Below are 20799 nucleotides of genomic sequence, written 5' to 3'. Positions count from 1 at the left end.
AATACGATGCTGGCAGCTAAAATGTGTCGGATTTTTACAGCGCATGCATAGAAATTCATCCCTTAATTTCCTGTACAAGCGGCGCTGTATATACGTGAACGGTGAAAGATTTGCTTGGTATCCTACCGGCGATGTAGGAAATTGCAGGAATGATTAAAACAACGGGTATGAAAATGATTCGTATTAGCCTGGTAGATGATCATCCGGCCATATTGAACGGGCTGCGGATGATCCTTGCCGGATTTGCGCAGGTAGAGGTGTTGGGCGGTTATGTCAATGCAACAGAGTTGATGGCGGGCCTGGCGGAGGCAGTACCCGATGTGGTGATCATGGATATCCAGTTGCCGGGTGAGGATGGGATCAGTTTATGTAAAAAAGTGACAACAACCTGGCCTTCGGTGAAAGTGGTCGTGTTCACCAATTGTAACGACCGGCATTATGTAAAAAGCATGTTTCAGCACGGGGCATCGGGTTACCTGCTCAAAACAGCCGATGGTGAGGTCATCAGGGCGGCCATCGATGCCGTGATGCGAAACGAGCAATATGTGCACGAGGAATTGAAAGAGGTCATGTTTCAGCAGATCATTACCAACAAACGCAATGACCCATATACCACACCGCTTACCCGTCGCGAGCGCGAAGTGATAGCCCTGGTAGTGCAGGGTCTCAGCAACCAGGAAATTGCCGCCAGGTTGTTCCTGAGTGTGCGCACCGTCGAAAACCACCGCTTTAACCTCATCCAGAAACTGGATGTAAAGAATACGGCAGCCCTCGTGAAAAAGGCCATCGAAATGGGGTTGGCAGAGTAGCCTACCTCTTTGCGATCACTTCATATCTCCCCACTTCAGCACCATCGTCTTTCAACATTTGGAGCGTCAGCGCCTGTTGGTCGGCTTTTACGCGGATAAGCGTACGGTTTCCTTCCTTGGGGCCGCCGCCAATGATCAGCGGATAGTTGTGGGTGCCTGCCACTGGTGGGTGTACGCCATAGGTATGCGTATGACCGGCGATTACGATATCAACTTTGTATTTGTCGAACAGCGGAGAGAAAAGTTCGCGGCAGTGCAAAGTGCCGTGTGCATTGCCCGAATAGTGTGGTGGTATATGCATCATCACCACGCGGTATTTAGCCTTTTTGCAGGCCTTGCTTTGCAGTTGTTGCTCCAGCCAGGCTGCCTGCTTTACGCGGTAATGATCGAAGTCGACGATGCCTGCATACACGGGATGTTCGTCTTCCTTGTCTTCGCCGGTATCGAGGGCCATGGCGAATACAGGGCCCCACTGGAAGCTGAAGTACTGGCCACCCGGGTTGGTGAAATAATCTTTCAGGTTGCGGGCGTATTTACCGCGGGTTTCATGGTTACCGCGTACGAACATCATGGGTTTGCCGGTAGCGAAACAGCTGGTGCAGGGCGTAAGCAGGTGATCGATGATCTGTTGTTCGTCGGTCTGGTAGTCGAACATATCCCCATTCAAGAAAACAAAGTCATAGGGATTCTCCTTGTTCAGGCCCATCAGGTGCGCGAAGGAAGCCGGCCTGTCGTGGATATCGTTGAAGATAAGCCAGCTCACTTCCTTGGCTGCGGGATGGATGGTTGAAAACTGGTAGGTATCGCTCTGGATACTTGTTCCGTAAGTGAGGTTATAAGGCTTAAACTCCTTTATTTCTTTGGATACGACCCGGTAGTTATAAGTAAGACCTGGGGTCAGTCCATCCACCACGATCTCGTGGATGCGGTTATTGGCGTTCACCATGCCGTCGGTTATAGCATGCGCTTTTTTGTCGAACGAACCCTGCACTCCATACTCTACCCAGCTATAACTGGGCAGGGCGGTTATAAAGCGAATGCTCATGCTGGTGGGGCTCACGGCCTGCAGGTAAGGCTTCGCCAGGAAAATATGTTCGACTGCAGCAGGCTGCCCTGTAGTTACCTCATCGGCACTGCCAGCCAGGGTAGCCAGTGGCGTGAGGGCAGCGGTACCCAGGGCGCCGGCGCGGGTGAGGGTGCCGAGAAAACTTCTTCTGTCGAGGGGATTTTTAGTGGCGTCGCTCATAATTGTATAGGCAGGTGGTGGTGAATGGTGTTCACCACAAATTAGGGAAAAGACAGCTTGAAAGATGAGCAAACGTTTGCGCTGGGGCAGGGGAGGGCCTGCTTCATTCTGGTGGAGTATTACTTCTCCGGTTGATCGTTACTTCACCCGGTTACGGTGTAGTGACGTTGAGCTGCCAGCATTTCTCATTCCGGTGGTTCGTTACTTTAGCTGGTTACGGCGTATTGACGTTGAGCTGCCAGCATTTACCATCCTCATCTTTTGCGTAAAGCGCATTGTTGATGGCATAACCGATTGCAGTAATGAAGGTTTTCTTTTTTTCGGGAATATATCCTCTGATGGTGAGCTGTCCGTCGCGGATGGTGCCCAGTTGTATGCGTTGTGCCTCCTCCATACCGGGATTGTTGAGGCAGGCAAAATCCTGCAGGTTCGGGGCAAATACCGGTCCGCCGATCAGGGTATCTACTTTCCCGTTGAGCTGGTTCACGACGAAATACATTTCGTTGTGCAGGGCTGCTTTGCGGATGAGCGAAAGTCTGGTATTGCGTACATCACCCAGGTAGCTGTATTCGCCCATATCCGTATCGACGTTGATGTCGTCGAATACTTTGAACTTTTGGTTGGCCAGCGGAATGATGAGGCGCCCGGGTTGTTTTTGGATCTGCGGATTACGTACCAAGAAGGGTATGCGAACGACACTGTCGTATTGCACTTTCTTAATGGAGGTGTATTGGCAGGGAATGTTTTGTTGCGCAAATGCCGTACCGGCAAACAGCAAAAATAGTGGTAGGGATGTAAGCAGTTTCATGGTCGGGGATTATTGAGTAAATCCGGGAGCAAGATACGCTGTTTTGGACAGCTTTGCCAGCCAGCCGGGCCAGGTGGCCCTAATTTATTGACCGGTTTCAAGCAGCGCATAAGGGGTGCTGGCAGCGATCGGGCGATAGGCCGCGTTGAACGCCCTTTTTTCCCATACATGGAATGGTTTATGCCCGAAACGGGTCGGGTAGTCGTAACCTACCTTACAGCCAGCCACCTTTTTTGTGGTCAGGGATGATCTTACACAACGAGTTGCTAAGGTCCAGGGTACTATTTACAATAATTTACAAAGGTTACATTATAATTTACAATCCTGCCCCGTCAAGCTGAATGGATCAAAGTAGTTTTGCTGTTAATGAAATGCGTACTTATCTATACTTTGTTCTGGATGCTTGTTTTTCACACTTCCTGTGGACAAAACCAAACAAACCCGCCACAAGATGATTTCATTAAACAGCACAATGGCTACTCCGAGTCGCAACTTAAAGAGTTGGCTACCTCCCGGGTGCCTAAGAGTATGGTTCGGAATGTAAAGCAAGATAGAACCGGAAACATTTTGATTACTGCAGCATGGGGTGGTGTTTTTCGCTACGATGGAAAATCGTTTACTAATCTCACAAGTAGTGAAATAGGTTTGCACAGATTCTGGGATGTTCTGGAAGATCGACGCGGAAGCCTTTGGTTTGCTACCACTGATTCCGGAGTTTATCATTACAATGGCAAAGTCATTCAGCATTTTACTACCAGGGAGGGACTTGTCGATAATCGGGTTATGGATATTTATGAAGATAGAGCGGGCATTATTTGGTTCGGCACCGGAGGGGGAGTAAGCCGCTACGATGGGAAATCTTTTCGAAATTTTACTACTAAAGAAGGACTTTCCAATAATGATCTTACCACTATCATGGAAGACAAAACCGGGAAATTATGGTTTGGCACAAGGGGCGAGCCCTGTTTTTATGATGGAAAAACATTTACCGTTTTGAAAAAACATGATGGCAAAGCGTTTAAAAACGTTTGGTCAATAATCGAAGATAAAAAAGGAAGCATTTGGTTCGGTGACGTTGATGGTCTTTGGCGCTATGACGGCAAATCCTATACTAAGGTATCGGAGAGGGGGGCTTATGCAATAATCGAAGATAAAAAAGGAAACATTTGGACTACAGGTGAAGTAAATCCGAACGTCTGGGCGCTTTCACGCTATGATGCAAAGTCTTTGTACAATAAAAAGCCTACTGTAAGCGAAATTATAACAGGGGGACCAATGGATTTTTTGGCGATATTGGAAGCTAGCGATGGAAGTATATGGTTTGGATCTGGAGGTGGGGTGCATCGTTATGATGGTAAGACTATCACGGATTTTAGAACAAAAGGGGATCAGCAAGTGAAGCCTAATCACCATCTACAATGAAATAGGGAATACGCACCCCGTATGTGCTTTGCTCCTTGTGTTTGATTTTCACACCTCGATACGATGGAACACCTTTTACAATTTATTATTGCTGAAGAAGAACTGGACAAGATAAAACCACAAAACTGGTCTGTCGTAGTGCTCGGTGCTCTATTGGATGGTCATGGTAGATACGCCTTGTAACAGATCTATTTCTTCTTTCGAAAAGGCTTGCAGCGGTAAAATTCCCACAGCAATTTTCATCAGTTTAATGATCTGCTTTTCATTCATTACTGATAAATAGTCGTACAGTTTCCTGTAATTGTTGGCAGCGTCGATTAGGTTGGTAGCCATATTGAACTGTTCAGGTGCAAATATGATAATTTTCTGTAGGTTTCAAGGTTAAATTATGAGATCGACGCCGTGATTTTATCCACTACTTGCCTTAATAACCCTATCTCATTGATTCTGTGAAGTGTCTGCACTTTTCTTTACGGGGTGCAGAAACTTTTTGGGTGGTTTGAGAGTAGGGATCCGGCTGAAAATGGCGATTATGACCACGAAGAAAATTCCGAAAGTTGTGGCCAGGACTGTTCTGAGTTGGAGACAATAACAAATCTTTAAGGGGGAAATAAATAATATGACCGATCGGTCACTTATCTTTGTGTCGTAAATGGAAAAAGATGAACAAAGGGGAACAAACCAGACAAATGATCATCGAGCAATCCGCACCCGTCTTTAATAAGAAAGGGATAGCCGCTACAGCGATGAGTGATATTATGGATGTGACCAAACTTTCCAAAGGAAGCCTGTATGTTCATTTTGAGAACAAGGACGTTCTCGCTGAAGCGGTTGTAGACCACAATTTGGAAATGCTACAGAAGAAGGTAATGGCTGCTATTGGTCGGGTTGACCATCCCAAGGATAAATTATTTGCTTATATCGATGCGTTCCGCAACCCGTTGAAGCCGTTGGTAGAAGGCGGTTGCCCCATGCTTAATTTTGGAATGGAGGCTGACGATCAAAATGAGGTGGTGCTGGAGAAAGTGGCTGCCCTGGTGAATAAAAGTCAGCAGGTCATCATCGATATTATTGGCAAAGGTATACAACAGGGTGTCTTTAAGGCAGACTGGAATTACAAGGAGTTTGCTACCATGATGTTTGCCATGATCGAGGGAGGGGTGTTGATCAGCAATACCACCCGGAAGATCGATAAAATGGCAGTGATCAACCGTAACCTTAAGAAAATGATCGAGGCCCAGCTAAAGTAATTTTTTTTAACTAATAAATGACCGATCGGTCAAGTTGTGGAACTTAATTATATCTTCTTATTTCTAAAATAAAATGAGTTATGAAAAACAAAGTTTGGTTTATCACCGGAGCATCAAAGGGATTTGGATTTGAAATTGCCAAGGCCGTCCTTGCAAGCGGCGATCAGGTCGTTGCCACTGTGAGGAAGGACGCAAAACAACTGGCTGATAAGCTGGGTTTTGCTGAACAATTGCTGGTGGTTACCCTGGATGTAACGAACGAACCCGATGTGCAAACGGGGGTAAAAGCCGCCATCGACCGTTTCGGGAGAATAGATGTGCTGGTAAACAACGCTGGTTATGGTCTATTGGCAGCGACAGAAGAAGCCACTGCTGACGAGGTCAGAAAGCAATATGATACCAACGTCTTTGGCTTGCTTAATGTAACAAGAAGTGTTCTTCCTCAACTCAGGAAACAGGCTTCAGGCCATATCATCAATATATCTTCATTATTTGCCTATTTGAATGACCTTCCCGGCTTAGGGTTATATGGTTCTACAAAGTATGCAGTAGAAGGGATATCCGAAGGCTTGTCGGTTGAATTGAAACCATTTGGTATCCATGTTACGTCTGTAGCGCCAGGCCTGTTTTCTACAGATTTCGCATCTGCGAATTCTTATCAGACATCGTCTAAAATTATTGACGATTATCGCGAAACCGTTGGGGTAATGAGGGCTCGTATGGCGAATTTTCATGGTAGCCAACCCGGAGATCCATCAAAGCTGGCTGCGGTGATCCTTACACTGGTTGCTTCGAACAATCCGCCGCTGCATTTGCCGATCGGGGCAGATGCTGTAGAACGGTTTCGTCAGAAGGCTCTTCTGATCGGCAGAGAAGTAGAAGCCTGGGAATCTATCTCTAAGAGCACAGATCATCAACCTGCCTAGGGGTAGTTGGTATTTTGCGTCATACTTACCTGCATTAAGTTGAAAGCAGTTAATTTCCTGCAGTAGTTATTGGGTTGTGGGGCGAATGAGAAGAAAGGCATAATTTTGGAATTGTAAGAGTAAGCTATCCTTCTATTCGTCCTACAGTCATCTATTTCATTGAATTGCGTTAACTGCAAATCCCATTTCATGAAAAATGCAGGAACACTCCAGCAATCAGTAGAGCTTTATAAAAAGGAAAAACAAGTTCTACTGGCTTTAGGCAATGACCTGACGGGGGTACGGGATAAAAATGATCTCATGATCCTGTTTAAGCAACGGATCAAGGGGTTATTTCACATTACCCATTCGATCGTCATGATGATCGACAATAAAGACGCAACTTATGTTCCTTTCCTGCTCGATAACGATGATTCACCTATCAAGTCGCATAAACAGTACCAGGAAATGGTTCATGCCCATTTCGCCCTGAATGAACCTTTTATCCAGGCGGTATTGCAGGCCGGGGAACCTGTTTCTTTTGTGCTGGAGGAGGTAATGGACCTGCCACAAAGTCCCGCGTTCCTGCGCGTTAATTTTGAAGTAGGGGCAAAAGAAGTTTTAGTGACGAAATTGATGAAGGAAGGGAGGCCGATGGGTTTTATCCAAACCTACACTGACATACCCGGCGGCTTTAGCGAAGAGTTCAGGAGCATTATGCATGGCATTGCGCCCCAGTTATCAAGCGCCGTATCCAACATTATTAAAAATGAGGAGATACTCAAAAAGGAAAAAGAGAAGTCGTTCCTGCTTGATTTTAGCTGCGACATCGCAGCGGTACGTACGAAAAAGGAATTGGGACTTGCCGTTCGCAGGGCAATGAATAAGTTAAACCCCCAAAGCGGCTATGTCATTCGCAGGATCAATGAAGATAATACTACCCTGACGGCCTATGTATTCGATCTTGGCGCAAGGACGGGTGATCAAAAGGTGATCAGTGTCTTATTGAACTCCAAATTTCCTATCAACGACGGATTGCAGGACCGTGTATTGAATAGCCCCATTCCTTTGTTGTTTAATATAGAAAGGGAAATTCAACGAGGGATAAAGGCTCCCTATTTACAGCATTGGAAAACGGTAGGGTTTAAAAACTTTGTAGGTATCAGGCTGCGGAATGGTGAAACAAATCTGGGTATCCTGCTGCTGGATATCGAAGAAATCAATATTCAATTGTTCCAGGGCATCTGTGCGCAAATATCTATTGCCCTTGCGAATATTATGGCCAATGAACAGATCGGCCGAAAGCAGGATGAACAGGCTTTCCTGCTGCAGTTCAGCAATGATATTACACGCGTACGAACCAAAATGGATCTGCAGGAGGCCATTGCCACGGTGCTGGAAAGTACTATGCACACACAATTTGCCATGATCCGCCTGATAGACGAGGATGGGTTTCATATGTCGCCATTTTTGTATAACGATAGGTTGTTTGGAAAAGCTACCGCGGATTTTGGTAAAATGGCAGCCACCCGAATCACCATTGAAGAAATTTATACATCGAAGGTGTTAGCCAGTGAAGATGGATTGGTGTTTAATATAGAAGAAGAATTGAACAGTGGCAATGCCTACGCGAAACTCTGGAAGGCAACGGGCTTAAAAAATGTTTATGGCCTGCCACTCAGAATGGGTAATAAGAACATCGGCACTATCTGGCTGCTGGCAAACCGGCTCAGCCAGTTGTTGCTGAAAGGTATCTGTGCGCAAATATCTGTTGCCGTTGCCAATATACAGGCTAATGAAAAACTGCTGTCCTATAAAAAGCAGCTGGAAGTAGAAAATGATTACCTGAAAGAGCAGATCAAAACCATCTATGATTTTTCAGAAATTGTTGGCAGTGGCGAGGAAATGCAAAAAGTATATCGCCTGATGTCGCTGGTTGCGGATTCAAATACCACTGTTTTGGTACTGGGAGAAACCGGAACCGGTAAGGAACTGATAGCAAGGGCTATTCATGGTGCATCACCGCGCAAAGACAAGCTGATGGTAAAAGTTAACTGCGCTGCACTACCGGCAAATCTTATCGAGAGTGAATTGTTTGGTCATGAACGGGGGGCTTTTACAGGAGCCTTGGACCGTCGCATCGGAAAATTCGAACTTGCCAATAATAGCAGCCTCTTCCTCGATGAAATTGGTGAATTACCTTTAGAAGCGCAGGCTAAACTACTGCGTGTAATCCAGGAGCGCGAAGTGGAGCGCCTGGGCGGGACGCAAACGATTAAGGTCGATGTACGATTAATTGCAGCAACCAACCGCCATCTCGAAGAAGAAGTGAAGGCCGGACGTTTTCGCGCTGATCTTTATTTTCGGCTTAATGTATTTCCTATTGCCCTGCCTCCCTTACGTGACCGCGCTGAAGACATTGAACCGCTTACCCAATTTTTTGTTCAGAAGTATAGCAGGACTACCGGACGTAACATCAGAAAAGTTGCTCCAAAAGTGTTTCAACAACTACGAAGTTATACATGGCCCGGTAATGTAAGAGAGTTGGAACATTTAATAGAACGCAGCATATTGCTAAGCACCGATGGCATATTGGACGATGTATTTATTCCCCGGCAAAATGTTGAAGATAAGCTGGAAAATGCTTTCAGTATTAATCGTTCGCTGGCAGAGCTTGAGCGGGAATATATTATTCAACTATTGAAACGTTGTGTCGGTAAAGTTTCAGGCGCGGGCAGCGCTGCTGAAATATTGCAAATACCCGGCAATACTTTGCATTCCAAAATCAAAAAGCTGGGCATCAGTAAGAGCGATTACTTCTCCTGATCATAATTGCCCGCCCTGCGTGTATTTATCCCTCTATTTAGTGAAACATTTCGTGTTTTCACGAAATACCGTGTAAAACAGTAATGCTGAATAATGCAATATTGTTGGCTATCAATGATTTGCCTGATTGGCATTTTGTTGGCCTGCTATGATCATCATACCCAAAATATAAAATTATGAAAATCGTAGTCATTGGAGGTTCAGGCCTCATCGGAACGAAAGTAGTTGGACTGCTTCGTCAACAAGGACACAACGTTATTGCGGCTTCCCCGGCCACTGGCATCAATACTATTACCGGCGAAGGGCTGGCAGAAGCCATGAAGGAAACAGCGATCGTTATCGATCTCGCTAACTCTCCTTCTTTTGAAGAGAAAGCGGTCATGGAATTCTTCCAGACAGCAGGCCGTAATTTATTGGGGGCGGAGATCAATGCGGGCGTAAAGCATCATCTCGCGCTTTCAATCGTTGGGGCCGACATCATGCAAAATATCCCATACATGCGTGCCAAGATCGCTCAGGAAGAGCTGATCAAAAAATCAGGTGTTCCTTATACGATCATCAGGAGCACTCAGTTTCTCGAGTTTATTGCGGGCATCGCGAACCAGGCCACTGATGGAAACGAAGTGCATCTTTCCGATGTACAATTCCAGCCCATTGCGGCGGATGATGTAGCTTCCTTTGTAGCCAATTATGCCCTGGGAACTCCAGTCAATGGTACGGTAGAAATAGCCGGTCCGGAGCGTTTTAAAATGTATGAGATTGTTGAGCGATACCTGCAACATACAGGCGATCCACGCAAGGTAGTGTCGAATGGCAAGCCCGAGTATTTTGGTGGAGAAATCACTCATGCCGCATTGGTGCCGGCGGGCAAAGCGACCTTGGGCTCCATCGACTTTGAAAAATGGTTTAGCAGCCAAACGCAAAAGGTGTAACAGGAAATAAGAAAAGAAGGTCAAATCAGCTAATAAATCTAAAAATTAAATGTATGTCTACTGTTAAACAAGCCGAATCGGCCGTGTCTATAGCGTCACAAGGTGTAAAACCACCTGCTGGCATTAAAGGGGTAACAAATGTTGTTTTGGTGCATGGTGCTTTTGCCGATGGATCGAGCTGGGCAAAAGTTATTCCCTTGTTGCAGGCAAAGGGATTGAATGTCGTTGCCGTTCAAAACCCGCTCACGTCATTGGCTGACGATGTAACTGCGGCCAGGCGGGCAATCGCTCGAATGGACGGTCCTGTGCTCCTGGCCGCACATTCCTATGGCGGGATGGTGATTTCTGAAGCGGGAAATGATCCAAAGGTGGCGGGATTGCTCTACGTTGCAGCCCTGGTGCCTGAAGATGGACAAAATGCTAATGACGTTAATGCGGCAATGCCTACAACGGGCGTCGAAAAGGAATTCCAGATTAGCCCTGAGGGCTTTGTGGTCCTGTCCGCGAAAGCGGTGAGGGAGCATTTCGTACCCGATGCATCACCTGCAGAGCAGGGCGTAATATATGCTACGCAAGTGCCGCTGGCTGGGCGAGCCGTTGAAGAGAAAGTAAACAGCCCCGCGTGGAAAACCAAACCTTCGTGGTATATCGTCGCAGCACAGGATGGCGTGATCAACCCTGACCTGGAAAGATTTAAGGCAAAGCTGATCAAGGCGACTACGATTGAACTTGAGTCAGGCCATGTTCCCATGGTATCACAGCCCAATAAAGTAGCGGATTTTATCATTAGCGCTGCAGCAAAGCTGTAATAACAATAGGAGTGAGACCAAGGTCCAATAAGATTAGTAGAATGGGGTTTCCATACCTGCCTTGATCATTTATTTCGTCATCGCCCGGATGGTATACGCGGATGTTGAGGATTAGGTGTAGGTCGTTGGGCCACCCGTTGGGGTGGCTTTTTGATTTGATCTACTCACCACGCTCAGACAGGGAAGGGCTCGCCACAAGCCTCGAAATCGTCTCTCATCCGCTGGAGTTAAATCTTCCCAAGATACATATACACCATAAAAACAGTCGCGCCTACGAGGAGGAGTAAGGCTATAAGGGTTACCATATCCAGCTGCATGCCGAATGGCATCATCTTGCGCCGTTTGCGTCTGCGGCGGCGCAGCTTCAAATGATGCCCCGCCCATATCTTTTCACTTTCGGCCTGCTCGCGCAATAGTTTTGCAGTTCCTTCTTCGGTGGTCAGGAGGTCAACCAATTCCTCATTGGAGGGTGACCTGCTCATGAACTCCTGCAGGAGGCTTTTTTCCTGGGGTGTGCACTCGCCATCGGCCAACTTGTAGATCAGCTGCCGCATGGCGGTTGCATCATGTACAGACAGTCTCATTTTTTTGAATTTGATGTTTGTGATCGCTGTTCTCTTCTTACTTACTTAAACAAGTTGGCGAGCCAAACGTTAATGCCCGCTTCGATATTTTTTCTAAAAAACCTTGCTACGGCTCATATCAGTAAAAGCAGACCGGCCAATGCAAACACCAGATCGCACTTGCACAACTTCTTCAGCTTCACCAGTGCATTGTGTTTTACTACCCGAACCTGCGGATCATTAAGCGACAGTGCATCAGCAATCTCATAGATCTTCATGTCCTGGAAATAAAACATATCGATCACCGACTGCTCCTGCGGCGAAAGATGCTTCATGGCTCTTCGTACTTCTTCGATGTGTTCTTTGATGATCAGGTCCTTAAGCGCCTGGTCTTTAAGCTCCTGGTCACGTACCAGTGACTCCAGATCTTCCATAGGAATTTCGTTTTTGTGCCTGTACCCGCTACCGTATTTCACGAAATTGTACGCACTGTTGCGGCAAGCCGTGTACATGAACGCGTTCATTTTCGGCTGGGTATTGTATTTTTCGGTGCGCTCCCAGCACTTGCTAAAGGCATCGCTTACAATGTCTTTGGCTACTTCTGCTTCAAGAATGAGTTGGTAAGTGTATTTGTAGAAAACGTGTCTGAAGTCGCGGTAATACTGTTGAAATGCCTCTTCGTTAGGCCGGAGTTTGTAGTGACGGTTAATCATAAAATGGATGGCTGTTCAATACCAGCGGTAACCTACGGACAGGGCTTGGTGATAGATTTTGGAAAAACTGAAAAGTGTTGCGAATGCGTATAAGTACGCAGGCGCTTGACCGTATCCGGGTATTGCCTCGGCTATACAAACGCTATGTCTTGTTCGGTATTTGTTCGAGAATCATTCGTACCTCCTTCGCTATTTTGCGAAGGTTTCCTAAGCAAATACCGAACAATTACCGAACAAGTACCGAACAAAGCAATAATTAATCCGCTCATAAGCACACCTGCAGGCAGGTATTGGTTGCTGTTAAAGAAAGCTAAAAAAGCCACTATATGCCACGGAAAGCCACTATATGCCACGGAAAGCCACGGTTCGCCACGGGGGTGTTGGAAATCGCCTTTGCGCCACCGTATCTTCGAATGGAACAACAGCAGCCACACCGGTTAACCGCTACTGTTGCCAACAAACAATTTTCTTAAAGTTAAAACTTACAAATCATGGGACGAATTAGAAAAGGGGTGCTCGGCGGATTCTCCGGAACCGTAGGCACCGTAATCGGCGGCAGCTGGAACGGCATCGACTACATGCGCAGCCTGCCCACTTTCAAAAAGGGAAGAACACCCAGTCAGGCGCAACTGGAGCAACAAGCGCGCTTTGCTCTCGGCGTCAGGTTCATCCGAAGTATGGCAGATCTTTTTATGATCACCTACAACAAGTACGCGAACAAGATGAGCGGCGTCAACTCAGGTTTATCCAATGTACTCAAGGGCACCATTACCGGTAGTTATCCCAGCTATACTATCCTGTACAGCCTGGTATACATAAGCCGGGGCAGCTTGCCCAATGCGTTATCGGCAACCGCCATAGCCGCAGCGGGAGGCTCGGTGCAATTCAATTGGGTCAACGCAGGAGCCGGCATTGGCAAAGAGTCGCCCAACGACCAGGTATTGGTAGTAGCCTACTGCCCTGAGCTTAACCGTGCGGTGTACAAAAAAGGTGCGCTCCGTAGCGCCCTCACCGATTCGATACAGCTGGCAGGGTTTGCGGGCAAAGTGGTTCATACCTGGATCACGTTTACGTCGGCCGATATCAAGGATATATCCGACAGTATCTATACCGGACAGGTAACCGTGCTTTCCGAGTAATGCTTCGCAATTGTTAAAAAAGATGAAATTATTGGGTGCACACAATAATTTTATCCATCTTTGCCTCAGATCGTTCTTCTCTTCTTCAATTCTCTTCTCAATCATTTTCCTTTTTGGCCGGGTTGATAAACCCATCAAATACACGCTATGTATCAGCTATATTATGTTGATGCGAGTTGGCCTTGTATCAACGCGCCACCAGCGCATTATTATCATGCAGGTTCTACAATTAATTCTTCACTAAAAAGATCATTTATGAACCATCATGATCATTTTTCCCTGAAGGCCGGCACTACCGGCGGCGCCATTTTTTCGACAGTTATGAATATCCATCCGGGAGATCTGCTGAAAACCGCCATCATGGCTGCCATCGGTACTTCCGTAAGCTTTACGATATCCCTGGCGATGAGCCAGCTTGTAAAATGGCACAAGAGCAGGGCATCCAAAAAACACTAACCCACTGCCGGGATACCGGATGGCCGGCCCGGCAGTCAATTAAAATCTGCCTTTATGATCGAACCAATTCTGCTTTATCGCAGCGATGTAACCGCACTTACCGGTTGGGGTATCAACAAAGCCAGGAAATTCATCACCGAAATATGGGCGCAGAAAGAATTGCCACGACAGCGTTGGATATCGCTGTCCGATTTTTGCCAGGAATGCCGGATGCCGGAAGAAACAGTTCTTAAATTATTGCAGGCGGTGCAACAAGCTCCGCGCAAACAATCCTAATTAGTCAACTTAAAACTTATTGTATGCACCCTAATAAAGAAGATCAAAGAGGCAACGCCATCGTTTGGCTCGGTCAACCAGCAGGTTTCTTAACGACTGTTATGTTGTTTGGACAAATTCATGATAATATCGATGAACTGGGCACCGCCATGTTAAAAAAGGTGGTACTCGATAAATCGCCTTATAAGGATTTCAGGTCCATGCGGCTGGCCTTGGAAGACCAGCTCGATCCGGAAGAATTCGGGGCATCCGAAGTACACCGGCTAAAGCAGGACCTGGAGATTATCGATATGTTGACTACTGCCGGCATATCACCGTCGCCATCAAAGGCGGAGCACGAGCGATTGATCGATGTGCTGAACTTCCTGCATGCAACGGGGATATCGCCGCAAACCCTCCGCCCGCTGCAGCCACCCAACGCGTTCGTAGAGATTCCCGATGATCCGAAGCAGCCCTTAATTTGGAAAGGGGCACTGGAATTGTATACTGCACTTATGATCTGGTTTACGTTGGGCGAAACGAAGGGAAGTGAAGACGATGCCAGGTTGTTTGCGGAGGCTGCGGAACATTATAGTGATCTCATCAAAATTGACCAAACGCCCTATCCGGATTACAGGACTTTATTTAAAGCACACTATAAGGCATTTAACTCCGGCAAAGCCCTCAAAAAGCTTGAGCGTGCTGCCGATGCGCTCGACAAAGCGGAGCAACAGTATGTAGGGAAAGAGATAAAGCCTTATACGCCCTTTATGCTGCAGGCCATGTTTAATGAGGAGGCGGCAAATGCCTTGCACTTGCGCTGCCCCGACCCGGCGGTCGATTACTACTATGTTTATTACTTCGATGCCTTGTTTATTGGGGATGAGCTGATCGACGAGGTATTGAGGAGTAGAAAAAAGTAAACCCGACACCTTGCGGAGCCGGGCTACTTACCATTAACCTTCCAGTAACAGGGTTTGGGTATATAAAAGCCTTTGTGACCTAATACCTGGGAAACTGATCAAAAAAACGAGCCGCAGGCTTCGTACTGGCATACGGTAAGTTCAACGCACATCTAACCATAGAGTGCGTGATCCTCCGTCTTCAACCAGGGGCCCGGCCTGCGGTGATCGTTAGGTGTAATCCCCCTACAGTGCCGGGCAATGATATCGGTTGCCAGGCTGCTACTAACCAGGAGGCTGTGACTATATGAGAGTCGCCACAGTAGGGAAACAAAAGCGTTTTGATATTTGAAGCTTGCAGGAATCGTTTACGGGACACAAAGGTCAGCAACAAGTCCAACTCCATATGGGTATATAGAGACTGAGCACTTACTTGCACGTGCGACTTTATCACTAGTTAGATTCGCGGGCAATACTTGTGAGGTGTGCCTGTGATTGGTTGGAGACGTAAAGATAAGGGGATAAAGTTGAAGTCCAACATTATTGTTGGAGATATTTTTTCCGCACGGTGTCATATTGCCCGATGGCAAATAAACTAACCAAAGAGGAAATTGATTTCCGCGACCTCATTGCTCAACGTTTACGGGAAGTGCGGGAAAAAGCTGGCCTGGATCAAACCCAATTCTCGTATGAACTGGGGGTTGACTCACAGGCGGTAAGCCGATACGAAACGGGTGGGGGAGCCTCCATGTATGTGGTGCGCAATTACTGCATCCACTTGGGCATCAGCCTAAAAGAGTTTTTTGATTCGCCCTTGTTTAAGCTGGATAAGAAAAAGTGAACAATCCGGCGGAGACATGTTTCTGGTTGCCAAGGCAATAAATGAGTTGAATAGCCTGATGAATAGATAAAAACCGCTCATATTTATGTCATTTGTAATAAAGCGAAGCTTTGATCCGGACTATAAAAGCCTTTTGGCAAGGCCTCGAATCTCTCACCATGTGAGCGACTATGTTTTTGACTTAATTAATGTGAATTTGCTGAAGCCAAATAAAATACTACAAAGCGATCAATATACCTATGAGTTTACTTTTTCTTTTTCTCATCTAATTCCCAGGAATCGAAAATTTCCATTTCCTTATACGAGTCCATTCGCGAACGAAACAAGATTGTATTTTTCGCAAAAAGGCTTTCGAACATTTAACAGAGTAGAGAAATGGGCAACTATGACCGTTATTGCAGATGATATCGATCAGACTATAGCTCCTTATGAATATGCTACGGTTGTCTTTAAAATGGTAGCAGACTTTTTACTAAGCAACTATAAGAAGTTTCACAAGGCGCAGTTTGATGACTTGATTTCCAAAATGGACAGGAACTTTATAGAGAGTTTTGCATTTCCCGCAAGTGTTGAAGAACAGGATTATGCACTAGATGATTTGGAATATCCAATTATGCCATTAACAGAGAATAACGACTGGGTTTCTATAGGCGATTGGGTGAAAATGAATCCGAAAGTTGAGTATCTGAAACATTATCCGTTTTGAAGCCCTGCGCACGTGTAACTGGAATGGCTTCTACTGTTTAAAAAGGCATTGTTTAGGGAGAGAGAAAAATAGCAGCCAATATGAGGATTTACCTTTACTGTACAACAACCTTTCTCTGATAGATGCGCCGACCGCTGCTAATGACCAGGATATATACCCCCTTGGCAAGCCCGGTTACAGCCAGCAGTTGTATTGGTGCGTCGGTGGCTTGTTGCTTTCGCACTACCTGTCCCTGGGAATTGTACAGTTCGAACAGATATACATCCCGGCCAAACAAACTAGATGTAATGTACAATTGGTTGGTTACGGGATTGGGCGCCACGATGAAGGATCCTGCATCCGGATCATCCGGCACACTGATAGGTGCATAAAAAGTGTCGCTGCAGGATGTACCCATTGCAATTAACCGTACGGTGTAGTTGCCAGCCTTCCGATAGGTATGGACAGGGTCAATTGCGGTAGAAGATTCTCCATCGCCAAAATCCCACTTGTATTGTTGACCGTTGACGGACTGGTTTTGAAACCTGAACATCTGTATCCGCAGCGGTTGATAGCTGAAACCGGCCTTCAATTCATCCTGGCCGATACGCCAATACCGTATGCTATCGTACACTACCTTATCCGAAGCCGCCCTGATGGTGAGGGCTATGGGTGCAGGAAGGGAAGCGTTGAACTGAATGCCATCGACTTTCTTCTTAAAAATAGCGGTATAAATGCTGCAGGCTCCCGCATAAGACCCCGCCAGGCTTGGATTGAACCCGTCGGCTTGATACAGTTCGATGGCTGGATGGGCAGCCCGTAAGTATCGACAGACAGCGCCACCGGGAGCCACCGCCGCCCGGTTGAAACGTGCCTGATCCAAAGTGCGCAGTCGTATCAGGCTATCCATGGCGAGATAGCTACAGTAATGCGGCCAGCGTGGATCAAGGCGGCAGCGCTCTTCCACGCCGTTCTTCCAACCCCAGTTCTGGTAAAACAGTATCCGGGCACAGGGATTATACCGCCGCACCGTGTCGGCCATATGTTTCACAAAGGCAAACGAGGTAAAGTAGTATTCCTGGTAGTCGTAATATTCAACCTCCGCTCCGGTGACGCTTCTTTCCTGCAGTATCACATAGTCCCAACGCTCCGTGCGCAACCGGTATAGGGCGGTAGAGGGTGATAATGCATAGGGCCTTACATGTGTGCGGATGCTATGGTTGGCCGGCGCAGTGATCCGGTACTCCAGGGTGTCGCCCACGGATGCTGCCATTCCAGCTACGATCTTCGGCAGCTCATTGCTGGCTGAATAGGTATCCCCGATAAAAAGCACCCGTACCTTTTGGGGTTGAGCATGGGAACCTTGAATGGCCAACAAACTGAATATAACGCCCGCTATTTTCCTCCGTATGTATAGATTCTTCATAGAAAGGCTATTTATCCCGCTTTTTAATGTTCCAGGTTGGCAGACTATCGTACACTACCCGGCGCGCTGCCTGCCGGATAGTGGCCGCTTCAGGTGCCGGGAGTGAAAAATTGTAGCTGACCCGTTCAGGGGATCTTCCGAAGATGGCGGTGTAGAAACTACAGGCCCCTGCATAAGAACCTGCAGGTGAGGGATGGCTTTCGTCGGTATCGTACAGCTCGATGGCAGGATGATGACTCCTGATATAGCGCCATACTGCGCTTACCGGCGATACCATTGAGTTGGTGAACCTGGCCAGTTCCATGTACCGGGATCGTATCAGGCTATCCATGCTGCTATAGGCACAGGTATACGGTGGGAAGAAGTAGACGCACTCATTGGGCGGCAGCCCGTTTTTTCGGCCCCAGGTCATATAGAATATCACTGCTGCCCGGGGGCTGTAGCGCCTCACGGTATCTATCAGGTACCGGGCATATACGAACGAGCTGGGGTAATAATTTTCGGGCAGCTTAGCGCAGAATAGGCTTTGCTCCTGCAGTACGACATAGTCCCACCCGCCGGTACGCAATTTGGACATAGTCTCCGTATTACTATTGGCGGGCCCCACATGCTGTGCATAGGTATGGCCGCCCGGCGCACTGATGTCGTATTCCAGGGTGTCGCCCGTTGATCGCGCCATGTTGGCTACGATGCCAGGCAGATCGTTGACGTAGGTGTAGCTATTGCCAATAAACAATACACGCGCCTTTTTGCCTTGTGCGCTAAGGCTACCTGCCAACAGCATCAACAGCAGGCATGCCAGTGAAGTTTTGGACTGTCTGAATTGTAATGGATGCTTCTTTCCGGCACCAGTGAACCTGTCGCGGTAATGAAGTTGCATGGCTATACAGTTGTGAGGATCGCTGGATTGACAGGTCAATCAGGGCGGCCGTTGCATTTTCGAGATTAAAATGAGGTAAGCAGGGAGCTTCGTATTATAAAAACAGATGTTAGGAGGGGGCACTATTTTACAAAAGATTTCGGCTATTCACGCCATTTATTTCATTTATTTTCTGTAAAATCGGGTTTGATGCTGCCGAGTTGAATTTCAACCGGAAAGGAGAGTGGTTGAGCGCATTTGGTTGGTCTCGGTATGTGACTGAGGTGGCGAAGCTGTGTTTGTGTGGAGGTACTCGTCGTTCCGTTCGCTGCTCAGCTGCAGTTCCGGCTGACGAATACCGCCAAGCAACAGAATATAATATCAACAACATATATTTACTCAGTACCAGTTCAGGCTGATCACGGAATATTGCCCTGGTACCAAGCCCTGAGCTTTGTATGTAACCCTTAAAACGTTATCATGAAGCGAATTTTCCTCTTCTTCATCCTACAATTAGTCGTATTTTATGCTATAGCCCAAGGCGATAGAGAAAAAGTGAACTGCTCAATTGTTAAAACGGGTACTTTTAGATACCTGGACATTCCGGATACAACGGCATTTTTCAGAATAAAGAAGGAAAATCACACTGAGTATCATCGAGACGGCAAATACCACATAAAATCGAAAGTTAAGTGGATTAGTGACTGCCAGTATGAAATGAAGATGCTTTCAAATACAATTCCTGATTTTCCATTCAAACCTGGTGCCGTGATGTTGGTGACCATCCTTAGAATTGAGGGGGATATTATTCATTATTCAGCCGAAATAGGAGGTGATAAATGGTACGGGAGGCTGCTTAAGCTTGAATAGGCCTGCATTCTGCATCGGTTTGGAGATATGGCGGCTATAATATAGATTCTGATCGCCCTATTCGCCACTTAACGTCAGTTTCAGCATTAGAATACCCCCCCCCGCTAGTTAAAAGACAGACATGAAAAAAATAGTACTAATCTTTCTAACAGTTATTGCGCAGGTAAATGTGTTTGGACAGGTTGACAAACATGGAAATCCAGTATTCAACAGTGAACTAATTAGCGAAGAGAAACTTGACGGATTTGAGTTGACTTCAAGTTATTACACCGTCGACAACAATATTTCAAACAAGGGTTCATCTGTATATGTTATTGACAAGCCGACATTAACCGACTATCTGAAATTTGCCCGTGACCTTCCTTCCAACTTTTTCATTATTCATCAAGGACAAAGCGTGATGCTTATGATAATGGTAATGCAGAAGAATGACGGCTCAAAGACGAGTCTTACTTACAAAATTGTAAACCCGAACAATGGGAAAAGTATGCAGGTTCCTTGTAATGTTTGGGGAGAGGTAAGTGAAAAGCGTGCAGACGAACTTGTGAAACTTAATGTAGATACTTCCGCTAAAATTATTGATTTGGCAAACAGCGGAAAAGGACTTCTGTTCAATGGAATTGTTTATAGAATTCAACCTTACGACAAGCTCAAAGCAGAGGTAATTGAAATCGCTAAACAACTGGCGGCTCCTGAAGAAAAAATCAAAGACCCGATTGAATATATAAAAAAGGAGACCGTCGGAGGTAAACTTGACTTCAACAAATTATTAGAAAAGGAAACTCAAACATTATTCCTTTATGACGGAGTTGCTTACAACAAAAAGGACTTTGCGATTTATCTGTGGGGTAAGAAAGTTAAGGTGATTGGAATTAATTCATCAGAAAATGCAGCAAAACTGTGGGAAGAAATCAACGGGAGAACTTTGACAGACTCAGAGAAAAAAGCAATAATAAATGGATTTGATAGTAAAACAAAATGACACAATGCTGGCTGAATACAGTTGCCGATCATCCTGCGCGCATGTTCGATTTGTTTAAGGCTGTTTGCATAAATTCATGCAATTAGGAAAACTCAACTACG

22 protein-coding genes are annotated in these 20799 nt (G+C 46.4%); 15 read left to right on the top strand and 7 right to left on the bottom strand.

Annotation, left to right across the window (positions count from 1 at the left end; all coding sequences use genetic code 11):
• The first annotated feature begins 167 nt into the window (after positions 1 to 167).
• Positions 168 to 809, top strand: a complete 642-nt coding sequence (locus P2H89_RS12005) for a response regulator transcription factor (RefSeq protein ID WP_275826998.1) — start codon at positions 168 to 170, stop codon at positions 807 to 809.
• 1 nt (position 810) lies between these two features.
• Here P2H89_RS12005 and P2H89_RS12000 read toward each other — a convergent pair whose 3' ends face one another.
• Both P2H89_RS12000 and P2H89_RS11995 read right to left on the bottom strand, forming a co-directional pair.
• Positions 811 to 2055, bottom strand: a complete 1245-nt coding sequence (locus tag P2H89_RS12000; protein WP_275826996.1) for a metallophosphoesterase family protein — start codon at positions 2053 to 2055, stop codon at positions 811 to 813.
• Positions 2056 to 2269: 214 nt separating this feature from the next.
• A complete protein-coding gene (locus P2H89_RS11995) occupies positions 2270 to 2863 on the bottom strand; it encodes a hypothetical protein (protein ID WP_275826994.1) in 594 nt (197 codons plus the stop codon).
• Positions 2864 to 3229: 366 nt separating this feature from the next.
• Here P2H89_RS11995 and P2H89_RS11990 point away from each other — a divergent pair, with 366 nt between their 5' ends.
• A complete protein-coding gene (locus tag P2H89_RS11990; protein WP_275826991.1) occupies positions 3230 to 4285 on the top strand; it encodes a two-component regulator propeller domain-containing protein in 1056 nt (351 codons plus the stop codon).
• A 150-nt stretch (positions 4286 to 4435) separates the two neighbouring features.
• Here the strand turns inward: P2H89_RS11990 and P2H89_RS11985 are convergent, their stop codons facing one another.
• Positions 4436 to 4618, bottom strand: coding sequence for a hypothetical protein (locus P2H89_RS11985; protein ID WP_275826989.1), 183 nt, complete (start codon positions 4616 to 4618; stop codon positions 4436 to 4438).
• Between the two features lie 329 nt (positions 4619 to 4947).
• Between P2H89_RS11985 and P2H89_RS11980 the strand changes: the two genes are divergently transcribed.
• The 5 genes from P2H89_RS11980 to P2H89_RS11960 all read left to right on the top strand — a co-directional run bounded on the left by P2H89_RS11980 (position 4948) and on the right by P2H89_RS11960 (position 11007).
• Positions 4948 to 5535: a TetR/AcrR family transcriptional regulator gene (locus tag P2H89_RS11980; protein ID WP_275826987.1), complete on the top strand. Its 588-nt coding sequence runs from the start codon at positions 4948 to 4950 to the stop codon at positions 5533 to 5535.
• 80 nt (positions 5536 to 5615) lie between these two features.
• The gene (locus tag P2H89_RS11975) at positions 5616 to 6461 is read left to right on the top strand and encodes an oxidoreductase (RefSeq protein ID WP_275826985.1); all 846 of its coding nucleotides are present in this window, start codon (positions 5616 to 5618) and stop codon (positions 6459 to 6461) included.
• Between the two features lie 537 nt (positions 6462 to 6998).
• On the top strand, positions 6999 to 9266 hold the full coding sequence (locus tag P2H89_RS11970) for a sigma 54-interacting transcriptional regulator (RefSeq protein ID WP_275826983.1): 2268 nt from the start codon (positions 6999 to 7001) through the stop codon (positions 9264 to 9266).
• A 176-nt stretch (positions 9267 to 9442) separates the two neighbouring features.
• Positions 9443 to 10198 carry an SDR family oxidoreductase gene (locus P2H89_RS11965; protein ID WP_275826982.1) on the top strand — a complete coding sequence of 252 codons (756 nt, stop codon included), beginning with the start codon at positions 9443 to 9445 and terminating at the stop codon, positions 10196 to 10198.
• A gap of 53 nt (positions 10199 to 10251) precedes the next feature.
• The gene (locus P2H89_RS11960; RefSeq protein WP_275826981.1) at positions 10252 to 11007 is read left to right on the top strand and encodes an alpha/beta hydrolase; all 756 of its coding nucleotides are present in this window, start codon (positions 10252 to 10254) and stop codon (positions 11005 to 11007) included.
• A gap of 227 nt (positions 11008 to 11234) precedes the next feature.
• Here the strand turns inward: P2H89_RS11960 and P2H89_RS11955 are convergent, their stop codons facing one another.
• Both P2H89_RS11955 and P2H89_RS11950 read right to left on the bottom strand, forming a co-directional pair.
• Positions 11235 to 11591: a hypothetical protein gene (locus P2H89_RS11955; RefSeq protein WP_275826980.1), complete on the bottom strand. Its 357-nt coding sequence runs from the start codon at positions 11589 to 11591 to the stop codon at positions 11235 to 11237.
• A gap of 113 nt (positions 11592 to 11704) precedes the next feature.
• The gene (locus P2H89_RS11950) at positions 11705 to 12283 is read right to left on the bottom strand and encodes a sigma-70 family RNA polymerase sigma factor (protein ID WP_275826979.1); all 579 of its coding nucleotides are present in this window, start codon (positions 12281 to 12283) and stop codon (positions 11705 to 11707) included.
• Positions 12284 to 12774: 491 nt separating this feature from the next.
• On the opposite strand from P2H89_RS11950, the gene P2H89_RS11945 reads away from it, so the two are divergent.
• From P2H89_RS11945 to P2H89_RS11920, 6 genes are all read left to right on the top strand, one after another.
• Positions 12775 to 13422: a DUF6266 family protein gene (locus tag P2H89_RS11945; RefSeq protein ID WP_275826978.1), complete on the top strand. Its 648-nt coding sequence runs from the start codon at positions 12775 to 12777 to the stop codon at positions 13420 to 13422.
• Positions 13423 to 13677: 255 nt separating this feature from the next.
• Positions 13678 to 13878: a hypothetical protein gene (locus P2H89_RS11940; RefSeq protein ID WP_275826977.1), complete on the top strand. Its 201-nt coding sequence runs from the start codon at positions 13678 to 13680 to the stop codon at positions 13876 to 13878.
• 54 nt (positions 13879 to 13932) lie between these two features.
• Entirely contained in the window at positions 13933 to 14154 is a 222-nt protein-coding gene (locus P2H89_RS11935) for a hypothetical protein (protein WP_275826976.1), read from the top strand.
• Positions 14155 to 14177: 23 nt separating this feature from the next.
• Entirely contained in the window at positions 14178 to 15056 is an 879-nt protein-coding gene (locus P2H89_RS11930; RefSeq protein ID WP_275826975.1) for a hypothetical protein, read from the top strand.
• Positions 15057 to 15618: 562 nt separating this feature from the next.
• A complete protein-coding gene (locus P2H89_RS11925; protein ID WP_275826974.1) occupies positions 15619 to 15876 on the top strand; it encodes a helix-turn-helix transcriptional regulator in 258 nt (85 codons plus the stop codon).
• Between the two features lie 85 nt (positions 15877 to 15961).
• Positions 15962 to 16582, top strand: a complete 621-nt coding sequence (locus P2H89_RS11920; protein ID WP_275826973.1) for a hypothetical protein — start codon at positions 15962 to 15964, stop codon at positions 16580 to 16582.
• Positions 16583 to 16676: 94 nt separating this feature from the next.
• Here P2H89_RS11920 and P2H89_RS11915 read toward each other — a convergent pair whose 3' ends face one another.
• Together P2H89_RS11915 and P2H89_RS11910 are read right to left on the bottom strand one after the other, a co-directional pair.
• Entirely contained in the window at positions 16677 to 17987 is a 1311-nt protein-coding gene (locus tag P2H89_RS11915; protein ID WP_275826972.1) for a PKD domain-containing protein, read from the bottom strand.
• Positions 17988 to 17994: 7 nt separating this feature from the next.
• Entirely contained in the window at positions 17995 to 18867 is an 873-nt protein-coding gene (locus P2H89_RS11910) for a DUF4886 domain-containing protein (RefSeq protein WP_275826971.1), read from the bottom strand.
• Between the two features lie 459 nt (positions 18868 to 19326).
• On the opposite strand from P2H89_RS11910, the gene P2H89_RS11905 reads away from it, so the two are divergent.
• Entirely contained in the window at positions 19327 to 19716 is a 390-nt protein-coding gene (locus P2H89_RS11905) for a hypothetical protein (protein ID WP_275826970.1), read from the top strand.
• A gap of 121 nt (positions 19717 to 19837) precedes the next feature.
• Positions 19838 to 20698, top strand: a complete 861-nt coding sequence (locus P2H89_RS11900) for a hypothetical protein (protein WP_275826969.1) — start codon at positions 19838 to 19840, stop codon at positions 20696 to 20698.
• The last annotated feature ends 101 nt before the right edge of the window (positions 20699 to 20799 follow it).

Origin of the sequence: Paraflavitalea sp. CAU 1676 (assembly GCF_029223285.1) — a bacterium.
Taxonomy (GTDB): Bacteria; Bacteroidota; Bacteroidia; order Chitinophagales; family Chitinophagaceae; genus Paraflavitalea.
Note: the sequence above shows the minus strand (reverse complement) of the source record. Positions and strands in the feature narration are given on the sequence as shown.

What these genes read in the sequence shown, in the direction of transcription:
- P2H89_RS11955 (WP_275826980.1), bottom strand. Translation starts at nt 11,591, where the DNA reads ATGAGACTGTCTGTACATGATGCAACCGCCATGCGGCAGCTGATCTAC.
- P2H89_RS11985 (WP_275826989.1), bottom strand. Translation starts at nt 4,618, where the DNA reads ATGGCTACCAACCTAATCGACGCTGCCAACAATTACAGGAAACTGTAC.
- P2H89_RS11965 (WP_275826982.1), top strand. Translation starts at nt 9,443, where the DNA reads ATGAAAATCGTAGTCATTGGAGGTTCAGGCCTCATCGGAACGAAAGTA.
- P2H89_RS11905 (WP_275826970.1), top strand. Translation starts at nt 19,327, where the DNA reads ATGAAGCGAATTTTCCTCTTCTTCATCCTACAATTAGTCGTATTTTAT.
- P2H89_RS11950 (WP_275826979.1), bottom strand. Translation starts at nt 12,283, where the DNA reads ATGATTAACCGTCACTACAAACTCCGGCCTAACGAAGAGGCATTTCAA.
- P2H89_RS11930 (WP_275826975.1), top strand. Translation starts at nt 14,178, where the DNA reads ATGCACCCTAATAAAGAAGATCAAAGAGGCAACGCCATCGTTTGGCTC.
- P2H89_RS11990 (WP_275826991.1), top strand. Translation starts at nt 3,230, where the DNA reads ATGAAATGCGTACTTATCTATACTTTGTTCTGGATGCTTGTTTTTCAC.
- P2H89_RS11900 (WP_275826969.1), top strand. Translation starts at nt 19,838, where the DNA reads ATGAAAAAAATAGTACTAATCTTTCTAACAGTTATTGCGCAGGTAAAT.
- P2H89_RS11995 (WP_275826994.1), bottom strand. Translation starts at nt 2,863, where the DNA reads ATGAAACTGCTTACATCCCTACCACTATTTTTGCTGTTTGCCGGTACG.
- P2H89_RS11925 (WP_275826974.1), top strand. Translation starts at nt 15,619, where the DNA reads ATGGCAAATAAACTAACCAAAGAGGAAATTGATTTCCGCGACCTCATT.
- P2H89_RS11945 (WP_275826978.1), top strand. Translation starts at nt 12,775, where the DNA reads ATGGGACGAATTAGAAAAGGGGTGCTCGGCGGATTCTCCGGAACCGTA.
- P2H89_RS11940 (WP_275826977.1), top strand. Translation starts at nt 13,678, where the DNA reads ATGAACCATCATGATCATTTTTCCCTGAAGGCCGGCACTACCGGCGGC.
- P2H89_RS11975 (WP_275826985.1), top strand. Translation starts at nt 5,616, where the DNA reads ATGAAAAACAAAGTTTGGTTTATCACCGGAGCATCAAAGGGATTTGGA.
- P2H89_RS12005 (WP_275826998.1), top strand. Translation starts at nt 168, where the DNA reads ATGAAAATGATTCGTATTAGCCTGGTAGATGATCATCCGGCCATATTG.
- P2H89_RS11910 (WP_275826971.1), bottom strand. Translation starts at nt 18,867, where the DNA reads ATGCAACTTCATTACCGCGACAGGTTCACTGGTGCCGGAAAGAAGCAT.
- P2H89_RS11920 (WP_275826973.1), top strand. Translation starts at nt 15,962, where the DNA reads ATGTCATTTGTAATAAAGCGAAGCTTTGATCCGGACTATAAAAGCCTT.
- P2H89_RS11935 (WP_275826976.1), top strand. Translation starts at nt 13,933, where the DNA reads ATGATCGAACCAATTCTGCTTTATCGCAGCGATGTAACCGCACTTACC.
- P2H89_RS11915 (WP_275826972.1), bottom strand. Translation starts at nt 17,987, where the DNA reads ATGAAGAATCTATACATACGGAGGAAAATAGCGGGCGTTATATTCAGT.
- P2H89_RS11970 (WP_275826983.1), top strand. Translation starts at nt 6,999, where the DNA reads ATGGACCTGCCACAAAGTCCCGCGTTCCTGCGCGTTAATTTTGAAGTA.
- P2H89_RS11960 (WP_275826981.1), top strand. Translation starts at nt 10,252, where the DNA reads ATGTCTACTGTTAAACAAGCCGAATCGGCCGTGTCTATAGCGTCACAA.
- P2H89_RS11980 (WP_275826987.1), top strand. Translation starts at nt 4,948, where the DNA reads ATGAACAAAGGGGAACAAACCAGACAAATGATCATCGAGCAATCCGCA.
- P2H89_RS12000 (WP_275826996.1), bottom strand. Translation starts at nt 2,055, where the DNA reads ATGAGCGACGCCACTAAAAATCCCCTCGACAGAAGAAGTTTTCTCGGC.